Here is a 14,080-nt window from a genome sequence, read left to right as displayed (position 1 = left end):
GGCGCGGGGAACTGCGCGAGCAACCACGAACCACCCGCAGCCGCCCACGAAACAGACCCCCCGGGCCCGTCAGGCGGTCCGCCGGGGCACGGTCGTGCCCAGCCGGGTGTACGCCCCGTACAGGTGGTTGCCCACCGTGCGGACGGAGAGGGTCAGGCGTTCCGCGATCTGCCGGTTGCTCAGACCCGCCGCGGCCAGCGTGACGATCTGCCGCTGACGCGCGGTGAGTTCGCCCAGGGCCAGGCCCGCGAGGGCCGGCGTACGGGCGTCCTCGCAGCGGCGGGCGAGAGCGGCCGCACGCGTGCGCGCGGTGCGGGCGGCGTGCGGTTCCCGGTGGGCGGAGACGGCCTGTGCGTGCGCCTCCGCGGCGAACAGCAGGAAGCCGCGCCGCTCGAACTCCTCGCCCACCCGGTCCAGTGCAGGCCCGTCGGCCCGCGCGAGGGCGTCGGCGTGGCCGGCGAAGACGCCGGTGAGCCGGCCCGCGGCCCGTCCGGGGGCGCCGAGGCGTACGGCGTCGTACGGGTCGCCGTACGCCTCGGGGGTCCCTTCCGCGAGGGTGAGTTCGGTGCGGCAGGCCGGGTCGGCGGGGGTGGTGCGCAGGCCCTCGCGGGCCCATGCGGCCGCCTCCCGCAGTGCGCCGCGCAGCCGCGCGTACCGGGCGCGCGGGGCCGCGTACCCGGCCGGGACCGGCATCCCCTCGCCCACGAGCCAGTCCCCCACCGGGGTGGGGACCGCCGTCACGTCGGCCCGTTCGATCCGCCGGATCAGCTCCGCCGACTCGGCGTCCAGGGCGGGGGCGCAGTCCTCGGGCGTGCGGGCGAGCCGGCGGGCGCACAGCCGGCCGGCGGCGGCCCGCAGGGCCGGGCCGTGCAGGGGGTGGGCGAGGCGGACGCCGCCGTGGTCGTCGACGTGGACCAGGCCCGTGGTCTCCAGGCGTTCCAGGACGGTGGGGTCGAGGTCGCCGCCGTCGCCGTCGAGCGGCAGGGGTTCGGCGAAGGCGAGGCGGTCGAGCGTCTCGCGTTCCTCGGGGCGGGCGTGGTCCAGGAGGGGGGCGGTGCGTTCGCGTACGGCCGGGGTCAGGGGCAGCGGGCCGCGCCACTCCCAGGCGCCCGGGGCCCCGGCGGGCCGGGCGTGCGCGCGTGCCGCGTCCAGGAGGTCCCGCAGCAGCCGCAGGTCCCCGTGGCACAGGCGGTGCAGCAGGTTCGCGGTGAGCGGCTCCGGGGCGGCTTCCGCGCCCGCCGCGAACAGCCGCGCGGTGTCCTCCCAGGACAGTGACGGCAGGGCGAGCCGGGGCAGCAGCTCCCCGGTCCACAGCCGGGACACGGCGGCGGGCACCGGCTCGCCGTCGGCGACGACGACCAGCAGCCGGGTCCGTCCGTGCACGGCGAGCTGGTGGACCAGGGCGGCGGAGGCGTCGTCGAGCAGATGGGCGTCGTCGACGAACAGCGTGCGCACACCGGTCAGTTGCCGCAGGGCGCGGTGCAGGGTGACGGGCTCGGGCAGCAGCGGGGCGAAGGCGGCGAAGGACAGGTGCCGGGTCTGCGGAGTCCCGGTGACCCGGGCGCAGTCGGTGCCCCGCACCGCCTCGGTGACGAGCCGGGTCTTGCCCCGTCCCGCCGGTCCGGTCACCACGAGGCCGCGCCCCGCGCCGGTCAGTGAGCGCCGCACCAGGTCGAGTTCGTCCTCCCGGCCGGTGAACGGCCAGGGCGGCCGCAGGACCGTCGTGTCCTTCCCGTTCGGCTCGTGCGGCTCGTGCGGCCCGATGGCATCCCGTCGTGAAGTCGTCACGGGAACAGGAGCACGGATACTCAAGCCTGATACAGGGGCACTTGAGCAGACTCCGACTCAGGCGCCCGGCCCCGCCGCACGGCAGCCTGTGGTCCATGACCGTTCGCCACTGCTCGCTGCCGCCGCAGCCGGCCCCCGCGTATCCGCCGGGCCTGGCCGCCGAGCGGCTCGGCGCGCTGATCGGCGGGCGGCGGCTGTGGGTCAACGGCACCGTGCTGCACTACTCCTTCTTCGGCGGCGACACCGCGGGGTCGAGGATCACCGTGCCCGGGACCGGGCGGACCCGCTGGGTCCCGTGGGGCGGGGCCAAGGAGCAGCAGGACGTCGTGCGCGAGTGCTTCGAGGAGTGGCGGGGACTCGGGCCGGGCCTGACGTTCACCGAGGTCCGCGACCGCACCGAGGCGGAGCTGCGCATCGGGTTCCAGCTCGGTGACGGCACCTGGTCGGCCGTGGGCAGGGACGCGCTCCGCGTCGGTGTGCACGAGCGCACCATGAACTTCGGCTGGGACCTGACCGCACCGGGTGAGCGCGCGACCGCCCTGCACCAGATCGGGCACGCGCTCGGCATGCTGCACGAGCACCAGAGCCCGTACGCCGGTATCCACTGGGACGAGGAGGCCGTGTACGCCGAGCTGGCGGGTCCCCCGAACCACTGGAGCCGGGACAGGACGTACGACAACATCCTGCGCAGGCTCGACCCGGACGAGGTCAACGGCTCCGTCTGGGACCCCCAGTCGATCATGCAGTACGCGTTGCCGCCGGGGCTGGTCCTGGAGCCGGAGCAGTACCACGGGGGTGTGTACCCGCCCGGAACCCTCTCCCCGGCCGACAAGGAGTTCGTCCTCCGCCGGTACCCGCCGCCGGATCCGCCGCGGCCTCCCCCGCTGGTGCCGTTCCGTTCGGTGCCGCTGGGTCTGGGCCCCGGTGAGCAGGCGGACTTCCGCATCGACCCGCCGGAGACCCGGGACTACACGGTGGGCACCTTCGGCGAGGCCGACCGGGTCGTCGTGCTCTTCGAGGAGCGGGACGGGGAACCCCGCTTCCTCGCCGGCCACGACGACGGGGGAACCGCGCACAACGCGGCCATCGCGGCCCGGCTGGTCAAGGGCCGCCGCTACTACGTCCGTGTCCGCCTGTACTCCGTGTGGGGTCCGGGCGAGACGGCGGTCATGTGCTGGTGACGGCACACGACGACCGCCCGCGGGCATCCGAGCCACAGTCCGGCGCCGGGGGAGCGGCCGGGGACGTCGCCTTCGGGGGAGGGTGACGTCCCCGGCCCTGGCGATCCCGGTGTTCGCGCGGCACCCGTGCCGGCCGGTGGCTGCGGGGCTTCGCGTTGCGTGCCGCGCGGTACGGGTGAAGAGTGGAATGATATCGGCCCCATATTGTCCGATTCATATTTCAATCTCTTCGCAGTGCCACTCGCAAGGGAGCGGAGCGCGCGAGGGAGACGGAAGCGCGGCACGACGCCCATCCCATCCGGAATCATCATGCCCAGGATCACCCGGCGACATATCTCCCGCACGGTCGGCGCATCCGTCGTGGCTGCGGCGCTTGCATTTCCCGCAAGTCCGACGATCGCCACGGCGGCGTCCCCCACCAATGACGGAGTCACGACTGCGGTACCCGCCCGGACAACCCCTCCCCCACCCACCCCGCCGACGGAGCCGACACCGACGGAGCCCTCACCGACGGAAACGACGGGACCGACCGGGCCGACGGATTCGACGGAACCGGGCGAATCGACCGGACCGACGAAACCGACGGAACCGGACGACACCTCCACGGGCGATACGCAGGAGCCGGACGGACCGTCGGACACCGGTCAGTCGACCGAACCCGGGGAGGATTCGCATTCGGCGATGCCCGAGCCCGCCACGGAACAGAAGAAGGAAATTGAAGAGGTAACCGATGAGCTGATCCAGAAAACAGCGGAAGCCCCTGAAGAGCTCACGTCGAGCGTGGCGCAACTGACCACCGTTCTGAAGATGGCGGAAGCCCCGGAGGTGCCACCGCAGGAGAGGGAAGGAGTCATCGAGAGCGCACAGAACATCGCTGCCGCACTGGACGTGATCAACGATCCCAGGACGCCTGCCGAGGTGCGGGAAAAGCTGATCGTGATCGTGCAGCAGATGATCTCCGCGCTGGACGCCGTCAGCGATCCGAGTGTTCCGGCCGAGGAACGGGCCGTGACCATCCTCACCGTGCAGAGGTGCACCTCCGTCCTGGACCTGGTCGGCGCCCCTGGGACGCCGCGGGAGCTGAGGGAGGACGTGGCCAACAGCATCGACCAGGTGTACCGGGTCCTGGTGCCGGACAAGGGCTCGTACTCGGCACCGGGTGAAAGTGCGGCGAAGAGCGGGATCAGCGCCGCGCAGCAGCCCCGTCAGGACGCGGCGACGATCGGCGTCGCCCTGGAGACCACCGGCCGGTCCGAGACGTCCGAGGGGAATCGGATCGGTCTCGCGGAGACCGCGGACGAAGCCAGTTCCTCCGTGCAGGAGAGCAGTGACCCCACGGTGTCGGACATGGACCGGGAAGAAGCCCGGAAGGAAGCGGACGAACAGCTCGCCCGGCTGAACGAGCAACTGAAGAAGGTCATCCTGGCCCAGGGGCTGCCGGATGCACCGCTCGGCGAGGCCGCCGAAGTCTGCACCAACGCCGTCTTCGAATCCGTCTCCGAGCGCAGTCTCACCCGGGGCCTTGAGAAAATGATTCCCGCACAATGGAACAGCGAAGGGGTGAAGGACTACTGGAAGGCCAAGGAATCCGGGTCCGACGCCCTCGATGTCCAGGCCCAGTTGCGGAACGACACGTACGACAACGCCCCGTTCGAGGTGACGGGGCTCGTCACGGGGCTCGCCCGGATCGTACCGGCGGACAAGCTGTTCGGCACCGTCGGCACTCCGGGTCTGCACTGCCTGCAGTCGGCTCGGCAACTCGGCCGGCAGGGGGTGGAGGCCGGCACCTGGCTCCAGATGGCCGAAGAGGAATCGTAGGACCTCGCACCGGTCAGCCTCCGGCCGCTTTCAGCAGTTGCGCGACGGGCACCGCCATGTCGGCGTAGGCAGTCGATACATTGTATCTTTCCACCTCCCTCCTCTCCTCCGCGCGGGAGACCCCGCCCGCGAAGTGGAACGACGAGATGGAATACATGGGAGTCTCCCCGGGGGACCAGACCGCCGTCACATAACGCGGTCCACGCGTCACATTGACAAGATTGTTGTTGTGCCGCACCCTGCCGTGATAGTAGAGCTCCTCCCCGCATTTCTCCGGACTGCAGTAGTACCGGCCCTCCCCCTTGTCCCACGAACGGTGCGCGCGCCGGAACTGGTTCACGTCAATTTTCCCGCGGTCCTTCCTCATGTACGTGATCTGCAGGTCGACATTTATCGTGTCGAACGCGGAGTTCACCGGGATCTGAAACACGCGCTCCATGGTGTATTCCTGGCCGACATCGAGCGAGTAACCCGGACGGTAGAACTGCCCGCTGCTCACCTTGGTGAATCTCATCCGATTGACGTAACGTTCCGCATCCTCCTCGTGTTTCTCGTCCAGACTCTTTTTCCACTCCTTCAGCCGGTCATCACCCCCGGAATACTCGGCAATTCTTCCGTACACGGTGAAGTTGTCGTTGATGATGTAGACCGGAATTCCTCCGTCGTTCTTCATGTAAAATTTCAGCGGGACGTGCACGAACGGATGCCTGTGATCGGCCTGCGGCGCGCCGAATTCTGCCTTCAGTACGAAGTGTGTGGGTGCCGCCGCAGGCTGGTACATGGTTGAATATGCCAGGCTCACGCCCGTCAGGACCGTTGTGGCGACCACCCCGGTCGCAAATGTCCTGGGCCGCGGGGTCCCCTGCCATGCCTTCTCCCGAATGAGGAGCCAGAGCGCCCACAGGGACCAGCCCAGGAGAGGCATGAACACCAGCAGATAGGGTGTGTATTCTTTTTCGTCGAACCACATCAGCAGCAGAATGCCGTCCGTGGCGAACGCAATGAAAACCCCTACCAGGACGACCGCCCCGGAAATCTTGTACTGCCGTCTCAGCCAGTAGTCGAACACCGCGATCAACGCCGCGCACTGCACCACACCGGACAGAACGATCAGGGCCCCGCTCATCCGTTGTGCGAACGTGAGGGCTCCGGTGGCGTCCGGCCATCCGATCACTGTGTTCAGGACCATGGAAGTGAACATTCCGGCCGCCATCAGTACGAGGACCGTGCGCCTTCGCCCGGCGCGGTCGGGCCACTCCCCGCTGTCCCCTCCGCGCCAGCAGACGGACGCCGGATCCTCCAGGTCCATGTCCTTCGGATAACCGTGGCGGCCGAGCATGTCCCGCAGTTGGGTCAGTGACCAGGCACTGCCCACCGTTCTGCCACCTACGACGACCCGGCGAAGCCCTCGCCGGTCCGGAGCCTCGACGATCACCCATGGACGGATACTCATGGACCCAGGCTCAGGCCCGGACCGGAGCCCCGCATGCGGGGCTCCCCCGATCGGCAGTCCCCCGAAACGATCGAGGGCCCTGCCTCACCGAAGCGAGGCAGGGCCCTGAGCGGGGCCGACGGCCCGTTGTGTGTCGGGACGACAGGATTTGAACCTGCGACCCCTTGACCCCCAGTCAAGTGCGCTACCAAGCTGCGCCACGTCCCGATGCGATACACGCGGTGAACCGCGTGATCACGCTGGTCAACAGTACCTCATCGGGACGCCCGGGGTGTCGGCTCCGTACGGCGGGGGCCGGACTCAGCCGGCGATGGCCAGGTGCTGCGGCTCGCCGTCCCGCTGCGCCGACCGCGCGGTCCGCAGCGCCGCGATCCCGATGAACACCATCGACGCCGCGCCGGCCGCGGCGAAGGCCGTGAAACCCCAGTCGCCCTTGTCCGCGGCGAGCAACTGGCCGCCCGGCCACGGCCCGAAGACCGCGCCGAAGCGGCCCATGCCGGAGGTCCAGCCGACCGCCGTGGCACGGTTGGCGGGGGCGGAGCCGATGGACACGGTCGCGTAGATCGCGGAACAGGTTGAGCAGGTTGGCCCAGGGGGCGCCGGCGGCGGTCCGGTCCTTGGCGGCGGGCAGCTCGACCTCGTAGCGGGCGGCCAGCGCGCGGGCCTCCTCGGTGCGGCCGCGGGCGACGAGGAAGCTCAGCGACTCGGGCAGGAACCGGGCGAGCACCGGGACGAAGAGCAGCGGGACCACGCAGACCCAGAAGGCGGCGCGCCAGCCGAGCGGCTCGACGATCCACAGGGCCACGTAGGCGGAGAGGATGCCGCCGGCGTGGTGGGCGGTCATCAGCAGGCCGCTGGTGAGGGCGGCGCGACCTCGCGGGGCGCAGTCGGAGACCATGCTGATCGCGGTCGGCAGCAGACCGCCGAGACCGATGCCGGCCAGGGTCCGGCCGAGGCCGAAGACGGCGACACCGTCCGAGGCCGCGCAGAGGCCGGAGGCCAGCGAGAAGAGCGCGACGCAGGAGACCATCAGCTTCTTGCGGCCGATGCGGTCGGCGACCGTCCCCGCGGTCAGCGCGCCGACGAGCATGCCGAAGGTGGCGTAGCTGCCGAGGTCGCCGGCGGCGAGGAAGTTGACGTGGTCGAGGCGGCGCACGCCCACGCCCCGGTTGGGCCTGGCCTGCGGCTGGTTCTTCAGCGCCGGCCGCAGCCCGTCGGGGGCCCGGTAGTGCTCGCTCTCCCCGTACAGGGCGTGCTCGTGGCCGTCGGGGTCGGCGGTGAGGTAGAGCCTGCCGATGCCGGGCTCGTCCTCGACCCACCTCCCGGGCCGCCCCGCCGCCTCCAGGGCCGCGACCCTGCGGTGCAGGGCCTCCTCACCGGAGGTGCGCAGCGCGAGCCGGCCGAGACCGGGCCGTTCACGGGCGGTGAGCACCAGGCTGTGGTGTTCCTAGTCGTCGTAGGTGCGCAGGTAGACGGTGTCGCCGTCCCGGCCGTTGACGGTCAGGCCGAGGTAGTCGGTGAAGAAGGCGACGCCGGCGTCCAGGTCGGGCGTGAACAGCTGGGCGTGGCCGACATGGGCGATGTCACCGAGCGGCGGAGTCATGGGTGCCTCCAGGGCGTTGTGCGGGGATCGGCGCCGTCTCGGCGGGCCGGGGGAAGACGGTGCCGTCGAAGATCTTGCGCGCGGTGCGTACGACGGCGGTGCGGCGGACCGTGGCGGAGCCGGGGTCGACGTGAACGTCGGCCTCCAGGAAGCCGGTGGGGTGTTCGACGCGCACCCGGTCGCCGGACCCGGGGAGTTCCGCGATCCCCTCCCCCACCTGCCCGTCAGGCGCAGTCCGGCCGCCACGCTCGCGGCGCCCAGGACGCCGATGGAGGTGTGGCAGCGCACCGGAATGAAGGTGCGGGTGGCGCCCGCCCCGGTGCGTGTGTCAGTCGCGCAGCGCCTCGATCACGCTGGTGAGGTGGGCGCGCACGGCCGCCTCGGCCGCCTGCGGGTCCCTGGCCCCGATCGCCTCGATCATGGCCAGATGCTCGTTCAGGGACTGCTGCGGACGCCCCGGACGCAGCGCCAGCTGGAAGCGGTGCCGCACCAGTTGGGCGTTGAGCCGCTCCAGGAGTTCCATGGCCGTCAGCTGGCCGGAGAACTCCCTGATCCTGGCGTGGAGTTCGTGGTTGAGCTCCGAGTAGGTGAGCGGTTCGCCGTCGGCCACGGCCTTGCGCATCGACGTGCCCAGGTCCTTGAGCTCGGTGACCTGTGCGTCGGTGACGGCGGCCGCCGCCTTCGCCGCGCAGAGACCTTCGAGGACCAGGCGGCACTCGGTGATGGCGACCGCTTCCTCCACGGTCACCACCCGCACCCGTGAACCGCGGTTGCGGATCCGCTCCACGAGCCCCTGGGACTCCAGCTCGATCAGCGCGGCCCGGATGCTGGCCCGGGTCACGCCGAACTGCTCGGCGAGTTCGTTCTCCACCAGCCGCTGCGCCGGCGCCATCTCGCCGTGCAGGATCGCCTCCCGCAGCTGCCCGAGCGCAAGCTGTTTGGCCTGCTCCCCGGTGCCCGGACGGGCTTGGTTCGGCATGGTTGCCCTCCCTGAGTGAGTGCCTGTCGAACGTAAATCCAGCCAAACAAGATTGGCAACAATTTTGTCCGCCGCATTGCGGGAACCGCTCCCGGCATGCGCATTGTCCTGTCAAAAGGTTGACATGACGCCGGGTCCCCGCAGAAGGTGGGCGGACAGGACACGGACCGGGCCGGAGAGAGGCTTTCATGGTGGATGCGCTGGGCGTCGCCGTCGTCGGATTCGGCTGGATGGGACGGGTGCACACCCAGGCGTACGCACGCGTGCGGCACCACTATCCGCAGCTCGCCCTGCGCCCCGAGCTGATCATGGTCGCCGAGGAGGTGCCGGGCCGGGCCGAGGAGGCCGCCGCGCAGTTCGGGTTCGCCTCGACGACCCGCGACTGGCGGGAGGTGGCCGCCGATCCCCGGGTGCGGGCCGTCAGCATCACCGCCCCGAACTTCCTGCACCGCGAGATCGGTGTCGCGATGGCCGGGGCCGGCAAGCACATCTGGATCGAGAAGCCGGTGGGCCTGGGCGCGGACGACGCCCGCGCGGTCGCGGACGCGGTGGCCGGGGCCGGTGTCCAGGGGGCGGTCGGCTTCAACTACCGCAACGCGCCCGCCGTCGAGGCGGCCCGCGAGCTGATCGCCTCCGGTGACATCGGTACCGTCACCCATGTCCGCATCCGTCTCTTCAGCGACTACGCGGCTCATCCCGAGGGCGCGCTGACCTGGCGCTACGAGCGGGAGCGCGGGGGCAGCGGGGTGCTCGGCGACCTGGCCTCGCACGGCGCCGACCTGGCCCGTTTCCTGCTCGGCGACATCGCCTCGCTGACCGCGGACACGGCGGTCTTCCTGCCCGAGCGGGCCCGTCCGGCGGGCGCCACGGCCGGTCACTCCCGCGCGGCCGGCGGTGAACTCGGCCCGGTGGAGAACGAGGACTACGTCGGCTGTCTGCTGCGGTTCGCCTCCGGTGCGCGCGGGGTGCTGGAGGCCTGCCGGGTGTCGGTGGGCGAGCAGAACAACTACGGCTTCGAGGTGCACGGCACCCAGGGGGCGGTGTTCTGGGACTTCCGCCGGATGAACGAGCTGGGCGTCAGCCGGGGCACCGCCTACCAGGACCAGCCCGTCAGCACCCTCTACGTCGGCCCGGGCCACGGCGAGTTCGGCGCCTTCCAGCCGGGTGCCGCGAACGCCATGGGCTACGACGACCTGAAGGTGATCGAGGCCTACCGCTTCCTGCGTTCCGTCGCCGAGGGCGTCCCGCACGGCGCCACCCTCGCCGACGCCGTGCACAGCGCGGCGGTGCTGGACGCGATGACGCGGTCGGCCGAGAGCGGGGCCTGGGTGACGGTGGACGCGCCGGCCTGACCCGCCGTCAGCGGGACGCGTTCTCCCGGCGGCCCAGCCACACCTTGACCGGCACCAGCACCAGCCACCACCACATGGCGCCGGGCCCCATGACCAGGGCCAGCGGAATGGTCACGAGAAACACCGCCACCGTCGCCCCCAGGTCGAGGGCGGAGAGTGTCTCGTCCCGTACGGGGGCGGCCCCGCCGCGCAGCCAGGGGCGCCGGGCGACGAGGGCGGCCAGCGCCAGGTGGACCGCGCCGAGCGAGGAGACCGCCGCCGCGTAGATGATCACCGAGACGCGTTCCTCGCCGTACTCGGAGACCAGCGCGGTCGGGAACGGCAGCAGTGCCGCGAGGCCCAGACCGAGCACGGTCAGCGAGATCACCTGCCCGTCCACCTGCCGGACCGTGCGGAAGATCGCCCGGTGGTCGCGCCAGAAGCCGGCCAGCACCGCCAGGCTGACCGCGTAGGCGCCCAGGTTGGGCAGCACGTCGCCCAGGGCCCGGTGGAATTCCCCGGAGCTCAGTCCCTGCGGCACGGAGACGTCCAGGACCAGCAGGGTGATGGCGATGGCGAACACGCCGTCGGCGAGCGTGATCAGCCGCTCGGGCCCGCCTTCCGGGGTCGGATTCCTCATGCGCACGACGGTAGGCAGGCCCGGCCCACCGCACGGGGTTACACGCCCGGCCGTCACCCCGCCATCGTCGCGGGCGGCATGTTGTACGGGGTCACCACCTGGATCGCGGAGGGGAGGGTGGGCCCGGCGGGCGGCAGGGCGCCGTGGGCGCGCATCACCAGGTGGCAGGCCTCGCGCAGGTCGTGCCGCAGATCGTGGTGGAGCACGGCGGACAGCCGGTGCTCGCGCAGCAGTCGGGTGTTGTCGTGGTCCAGGTCGTGCGCGACGAACACGGCGCACTCGCGCCCGGCGTCCTCGAAGGCGCGCAGGGTGGCGATGTTGCCGCCGCCGATCGAGTAGACCGCGCGGATCTCCGGGTCGCGTTCCAGGGCGGCCCGGACCAGGTCGTACTGGGTGGCGGCGTCCAGACCGTGTCCCTCGGCGATCTCCACGAGGCTCCGCCCGGGGTGCCGGGAGCGCATGGTGCTGCGGAAGCCCATCTCGCGCTCCTCCTCGTTGCGGAAGGAGCCGCTGGAGAGGCTGGTGAGCACATGGCCGGGACGGTCGCCCAGCCACTGCCCCATGAGGTAGGCGGCGGTCGCGCCCGCCGCGCGGTTGTCGCTGCCGACGTGGCCGATCCGGACGCTCGCGGGCAGGTCCGTCACCAGGGTCACCACGGGGACCCCGGCCGCCGCGAGCCGGCCGACGGCCGCGGTGACCTCGGGGACGTGGGGGGCCTTGAGGAGCACGCCCTGGGAGCCGCGCCGGCCGATCCGGTCCAGGACGGCGACCAGTTCCCCCGCCGGGCCCGTCTCGCGGAAGTGGAAGCGGGAGCGGACCACCGCCGGGTGCAGGGAGGGCAGTTCCGCCTCCAGGGCGGCCCGGACGGCGGTGGAGAACCGCTCCGGCGACTGCATCACGATGTCCACCATGAACGTCCGGCCGACGAGGCGGACCTGGGTGCGCTGCCGGTCCAGGTCGGCGATCGCCCGGTGCACCTCTCGCGCGGTGCTCTCCCGCACGCCGCCCCGGCCGTTGAGGACCCGGTCCACCGTGGCCTCGCTCAACCCTGCCTGACGTGCGATTTCCCGGATCGGGAAGGGGTGGCCCACATCGGCTCCTGAGGGGTTTTTGATGGCTTCCTGCTGGTTGTTGGAAGGGTTTGTACTGACAAGAATGACACCAGCCGCGTCGCTCCGTGACCGAAGGGACGGCCCCATGTCCGCATCCACGTACCAGCAGTCCTCCGCGCCGGCCACCTGGCTGTCCGAGCGGGACTGCGACCTGGACGCCTTCCGCGCGCTGGTCGAGCAGCCGACCGGGGCCGCCGACCACCCGCACGCCAGTGCCGTCGAGCGGAACGTGCCGCTGTACGACGCCGACCGGCTCGCCCTCGCCGACCGCCGTGCCGTACAGGCCGAGCTGGTGCGCGCGCTGGCGGACGGCCCCGGCGTGGTGGTGATCCGCGGGGCCTTCGCCGACCCGGCGGTGGTGGACCGGACCACCGCCGTGTTCGACGCCCTGATCGCCGAGCAGCGCGCCTCGGGCGCCGGCGCCGGTGACCACTTCGCCAGGCCGGGCGCCAACGACCGGGTGTGGAACGCCCTGGAGAAGGCGGCCCTGTACGACCCCGAGGCGTTCGCCGACTACTACGGCAACGAGACGATCGCGCTGGTCTCCTCGGCCTGGCTCGGCCCCGGCTACCAGGTCACCTCCCAGGTCAACGTGGTCAACCCGGGCGGGGCGGCGCAGACCGCGCACCGCGACTACCACCTCGGCTTCCTCTCGAACGAGGTCGCCGCCGCCTACCCGGCGCAGGTGCACCGCCTCTCCCCCGCGCTCACCCTCCAGGGCGCGGTGGCGCACTGCGACATGCCCGTCGAGTCCGGACCCACGCTGTACCTGCCGCACTCGCAGAAGTACGAGCCGGGCTACCTCGCCTGGCGGCTGCCGGAGTTCCGGGCGTACTTCGAGGAGCACCACGTGCAACTCCCCCTGGCCAAGGGCGACGCGGTGTTCTTCAACCCGGCGCTGTTCCACGCCGCCGGCGCCAACCACTCGGCGGACGTCCGGCGCATGGCCAACCTGCTCCAGGTGTCCTCGGCGTTCGGCCGGGCGATGGAGACGGTGGACCGCGAGGCCGTGGCGGGCGCCGTCTACCCGGTGCTCCTGCGGCGCAAGGCCGAGGGCGCGGGCGAGCGGTGGCTGGAGAACGTCGTCGCGGCGAGCGCCGAGGGGTACCCCTTCCCCACCAACCTCGACAGCGACCCGCCGGTCGAGGGCCTGGCCCCGCCCTCGCAGGCCGATGTCGTACGCCGGGCCCTGCGCGAGGGGTGGACCGCCCGGACCCTGCGGGACGAACTGCGGGCCGGCGCCAAGCGGCGCGAGAGCTGAAGGGCCCGGACACCGGCATGGGACTTCTCGACGACAAGGTCGTCCTCGTCAACGGCGGCAGTCAGGGCGTCGGCGCCGCCGTCGCACGGGCCGCGGTCCGCGAGGGGGCGGTGGTGGCCGTCAGCGGGCGGCGCCCGGAGCCCGCCGGGGCGCTGGTGGCCGAGCTGGCCACCGCGGGCGGCAAGGCGATGTCCGTACGGGCCGACCTGGCGGACGCCGAGCAGGCCAAGGCCTGTGTCGCGCGGGTGGTGGAGGCGTACGGGCGGATCGACTGCCTGGTCAACTCCGCCGGCCTGACCTCGCGCGGGACGCTGCTCGACACCACGCCCGAACTGTTCGACCAGCACATCGCGATCAACCTCAGGGCGCCGTTCTTCGCCGTGCAGGCCACCGTCGCGGACATGGTGCGGCGCGCGGCGCCCGGCACGGTCGTCAACGTCATCACCTCGTCGGCGCACGGCGGGCAGCCGTTCCTGGCGCCGTACGTCGCCGCGAAGGCGGGCCTGATCGGCCTCACCCTCCCCCACCCTCGGCTTCGCTCGCGCGGGGGGACCCCCATCGCGGCGCACGCCCACCGCTGGGACCGGATCCGGATCAACGGCCTGAACATCGGCTGGACCGCGACCGAGGGCGAGGACGCCACCCAGCGCGCCTTCCACGGCGCCGGGGACGACTGGCGCGAACAGGCCGCCGCGCGGCTGCCGATGGGCAGGCTCGGCCACCCGGACGAGATCGCCGACTTCGTGGTCCTGCTGCTCTCCGACCGTTCCGGGGTGGTCACCGGCTCCGTGATCGACTGGGACCAGAACGTCCTCGGCGGCCTCGACTGACCTCCCCCGCACGCCCCGCTCGTACGAACCCGCAAGCCCGCAAGCCCGCAAGCCCGCAAGCCCGCAAGCCCGCAAGCAAGGAGC

The 14,080-nt window shown here is 71.8% G+C and carries 10 protein-coding genes, 1 tRNA gene and 2 pseudogenes; 5 read left to right on the top strand and 8 right to left on the bottom strand.

Annotated features, from left to right (window positions below; translation table 11 throughout):
- Positions 1–69: 69 nt before the first annotated feature.
- Positions 70–1,788: a LuxR C-terminal-related transcriptional regulator gene (locus ACFY3N_RS17920; protein WP_390817635.1), complete on the bottom strand. Its 1,719-nt coding sequence runs from the start codon at positions 1,786–1,788 to the stop codon at positions 70–72.
- Positions 1,789–1,883: 95 nt separating this feature from the next.
- Here ACFY3N_RS17920 and ACFY3N_RS17915 point away from each other — a divergent pair, with 95 nt between their 5' ends.
- Together ACFY3N_RS17915 and ACFY3N_RS17910 are read left to right on the top strand one after the other, a co-directional pair.
- The gene (locus ACFY3N_RS17915) at positions 1,884–2,969 is read left to right on the top strand and encodes a hypothetical protein (RefSeq protein ID WP_390817634.1); all 1,086 of its coding nucleotides are present in this window, start codon (positions 1,884–1,886) and stop codon (positions 2,967–2,969) included.
- A 681-nt stretch (positions 2,970–3,650) separates the two neighbouring features.
- On the top strand, positions 3,651–4,787 hold the full coding sequence (locus tag ACFY3N_RS17910) for a hypothetical protein (protein WP_390817633.1): 1,137 nt from the start codon (positions 3,651–3,653) through the stop codon (positions 4,785–4,787).
- A 13-nt stretch (positions 4,788–4,800) separates the two neighbouring features.
- Here the strand turns inward: ACFY3N_RS17910 and ACFY3N_RS17905 are convergent, their stop codons facing one another.
- The 5 genes and pseudogenes from ACFY3N_RS17905 to ACFY3N_RS17885 form a co-directional block, all read right to left on the bottom strand.
- Complete coding sequence (locus ACFY3N_RS17905) at positions 4,801–6,240, bottom strand: Yip1 family protein (RefSeq protein WP_390817632.1); 1,440 nt, start codon at positions 6,238–6,240, stop codon at positions 4,801–4,803.
- A gap of 133 nt (positions 6,241–6,373) precedes the next feature.
- A tRNA-Pro gene (locus ACFY3N_RS17900) sits at positions 6,374–6,447 on the bottom strand.
- A pseudogene (locus tag ACFY3N_RS17895) lies at positions 6,425–7,843 on the bottom strand (MFS transporter). Before ACFY3N_RS17895 ends, ACFY3N_RS17900 begins: the two are co-directional and overlap by 23 nt.
- A pseudogene (locus tag ACFY3N_RS17890) lies at positions 7,824–8,161 on the bottom strand (PrpF domain-containing protein); the annotation flags it as partial. The pseudogenes ACFY3N_RS17895 and ACFY3N_RS17890, both read right to left, overlap by 20 nt.
- A gap of 10 nt (positions 8,162–8,171) precedes the next feature.
- Positions 8,172–8,822: a GntR family transcriptional regulator gene (locus ACFY3N_RS17885; RefSeq protein ID WP_390817631.1), complete on the bottom strand. Its 651-nt coding sequence runs from the start codon at positions 8,820–8,822 to the stop codon at positions 8,172–8,174.
- A 188-nt stretch (positions 8,823–9,010) separates the two neighbouring features.
- Here ACFY3N_RS17885 and ACFY3N_RS17880 point away from each other — a divergent pair, with 188 nt between their 5' ends.
- On the top strand, positions 9,011–10,174 hold the full coding sequence (locus ACFY3N_RS17880; RefSeq protein ID WP_390817630.1) for a Gfo/Idh/MocA family protein: 1,164 nt from the start codon (positions 9,011–9,013) through the stop codon (positions 10,172–10,174).
- 7 nt (positions 10,175–10,181) lie between these two features.
- On the opposite strand, the gene ACFY3N_RS17875 is transcribed toward ACFY3N_RS17880, so the two are convergent.
- On the bottom strand, positions 10,182–10,793 hold the full coding sequence (locus ACFY3N_RS17875) for a TMEM175 family protein (RefSeq protein ID WP_390817629.1): 612 nt from the start codon (positions 10,791–10,793) through the stop codon (positions 10,182–10,184).
- A gap of 53 nt (positions 10,794–10,846) precedes the next feature.
- Positions 10,847–11,884 (bottom strand): LacI family DNA-binding transcriptional regulator, encoded by a 1,038-nt coding sequence (locus tag ACFY3N_RS17870; protein WP_390817628.1) that lies wholly within the window; start codon positions 11,882–11,884, stop codon positions 10,847–10,849.
- Positions 11,885–11,990: 106 nt separating this feature from the next.
- On the opposite strand from ACFY3N_RS17870, the gene ACFY3N_RS17865 reads away from it, so the two are divergent.
- The gene (locus ACFY3N_RS17865) at positions 11,991–13,166 is read left to right on the top strand and encodes a phytanoyl-CoA dioxygenase family protein (protein ID WP_390817627.1); all 1,176 of its coding nucleotides are present in this window, start codon (positions 11,991–11,993) and stop codon (positions 13,164–13,166) included.
- A gap of 17 nt (positions 13,167–13,183) precedes the next feature.
- On the top strand, positions 13,184–13,996 hold the full coding sequence (locus ACFY3N_RS17860) for an SDR family oxidoreductase (protein WP_390817626.1): 813 nt from the start codon (positions 13,184–13,186) through the stop codon (positions 13,994–13,996).
- Positions 13,997–14,080 lie beyond the last annotated feature (84 nt).

The sequence above is a fragment of the Streptomyces sp. NPDC000348 genome (assembly GCF_042898795.1).
GTDB lineage: Bacteria > Actinomycetota > Actinomycetes > Streptomycetales > Streptomycetaceae > Streptomyces.
The sequence above is the reverse complement of the archived record's forward strand: the minus strand, read 5'-3'. Positions and strand labels throughout refer to the sequence as shown.

Coding starts and splice junctions, on each gene's coding strand:
- ACFY3N_RS17915 (WP_390817634.1), top strand. CDS start 1,884: ATGACCGTTCGCCACTGCTCGCTGCCGCCGCAGCCGGCCCCCGCGTAT.
- ACFY3N_RS17910 (WP_390817633.1), top strand. CDS start 3,651: ATGCCCGAGCCCGCCACGGAACAGAAGAAGGAAATTGAAGAGGTAACC.
- ACFY3N_RS17905 (WP_390817632.1), bottom strand. CDS start 6,240: ATGAGTATCCGTCCATGGGTGATCGTCGAGGCTCCGGACCGGCGAGGG.
- ACFY3N_RS17885 (WP_390817631.1), bottom strand. CDS start 8,822: ATGCCGAACCAAGCCCGTCCGGGCACCGGGGAGCAGGCCAAACAGCTT.
- ACFY3N_RS17880 (WP_390817630.1), top strand. CDS start 9,011: ATGGTGGATGCGCTGGGCGTCGCCGTCGTCGGATTCGGCTGGATGGGA.
- ACFY3N_RS17875 (WP_390817629.1), bottom strand. CDS start 10,793: ATGAGGAATCCGACCCCGGAAGGCGGGCCCGAGCGGCTGATCACGCTC.
- ACFY3N_RS17865 (WP_390817627.1), top strand. CDS start 11,991: ATGTCCGCATCCACGTACCAGCAGTCCTCCGCGCCGGCCACCTGGCTG.
- ACFY3N_RS17860 (WP_390817626.1), top strand. CDS start 13,184: ATGGGACTTCTCGACGACAAGGTCGTCCTCGTCAACGGCGGCAGTCAG.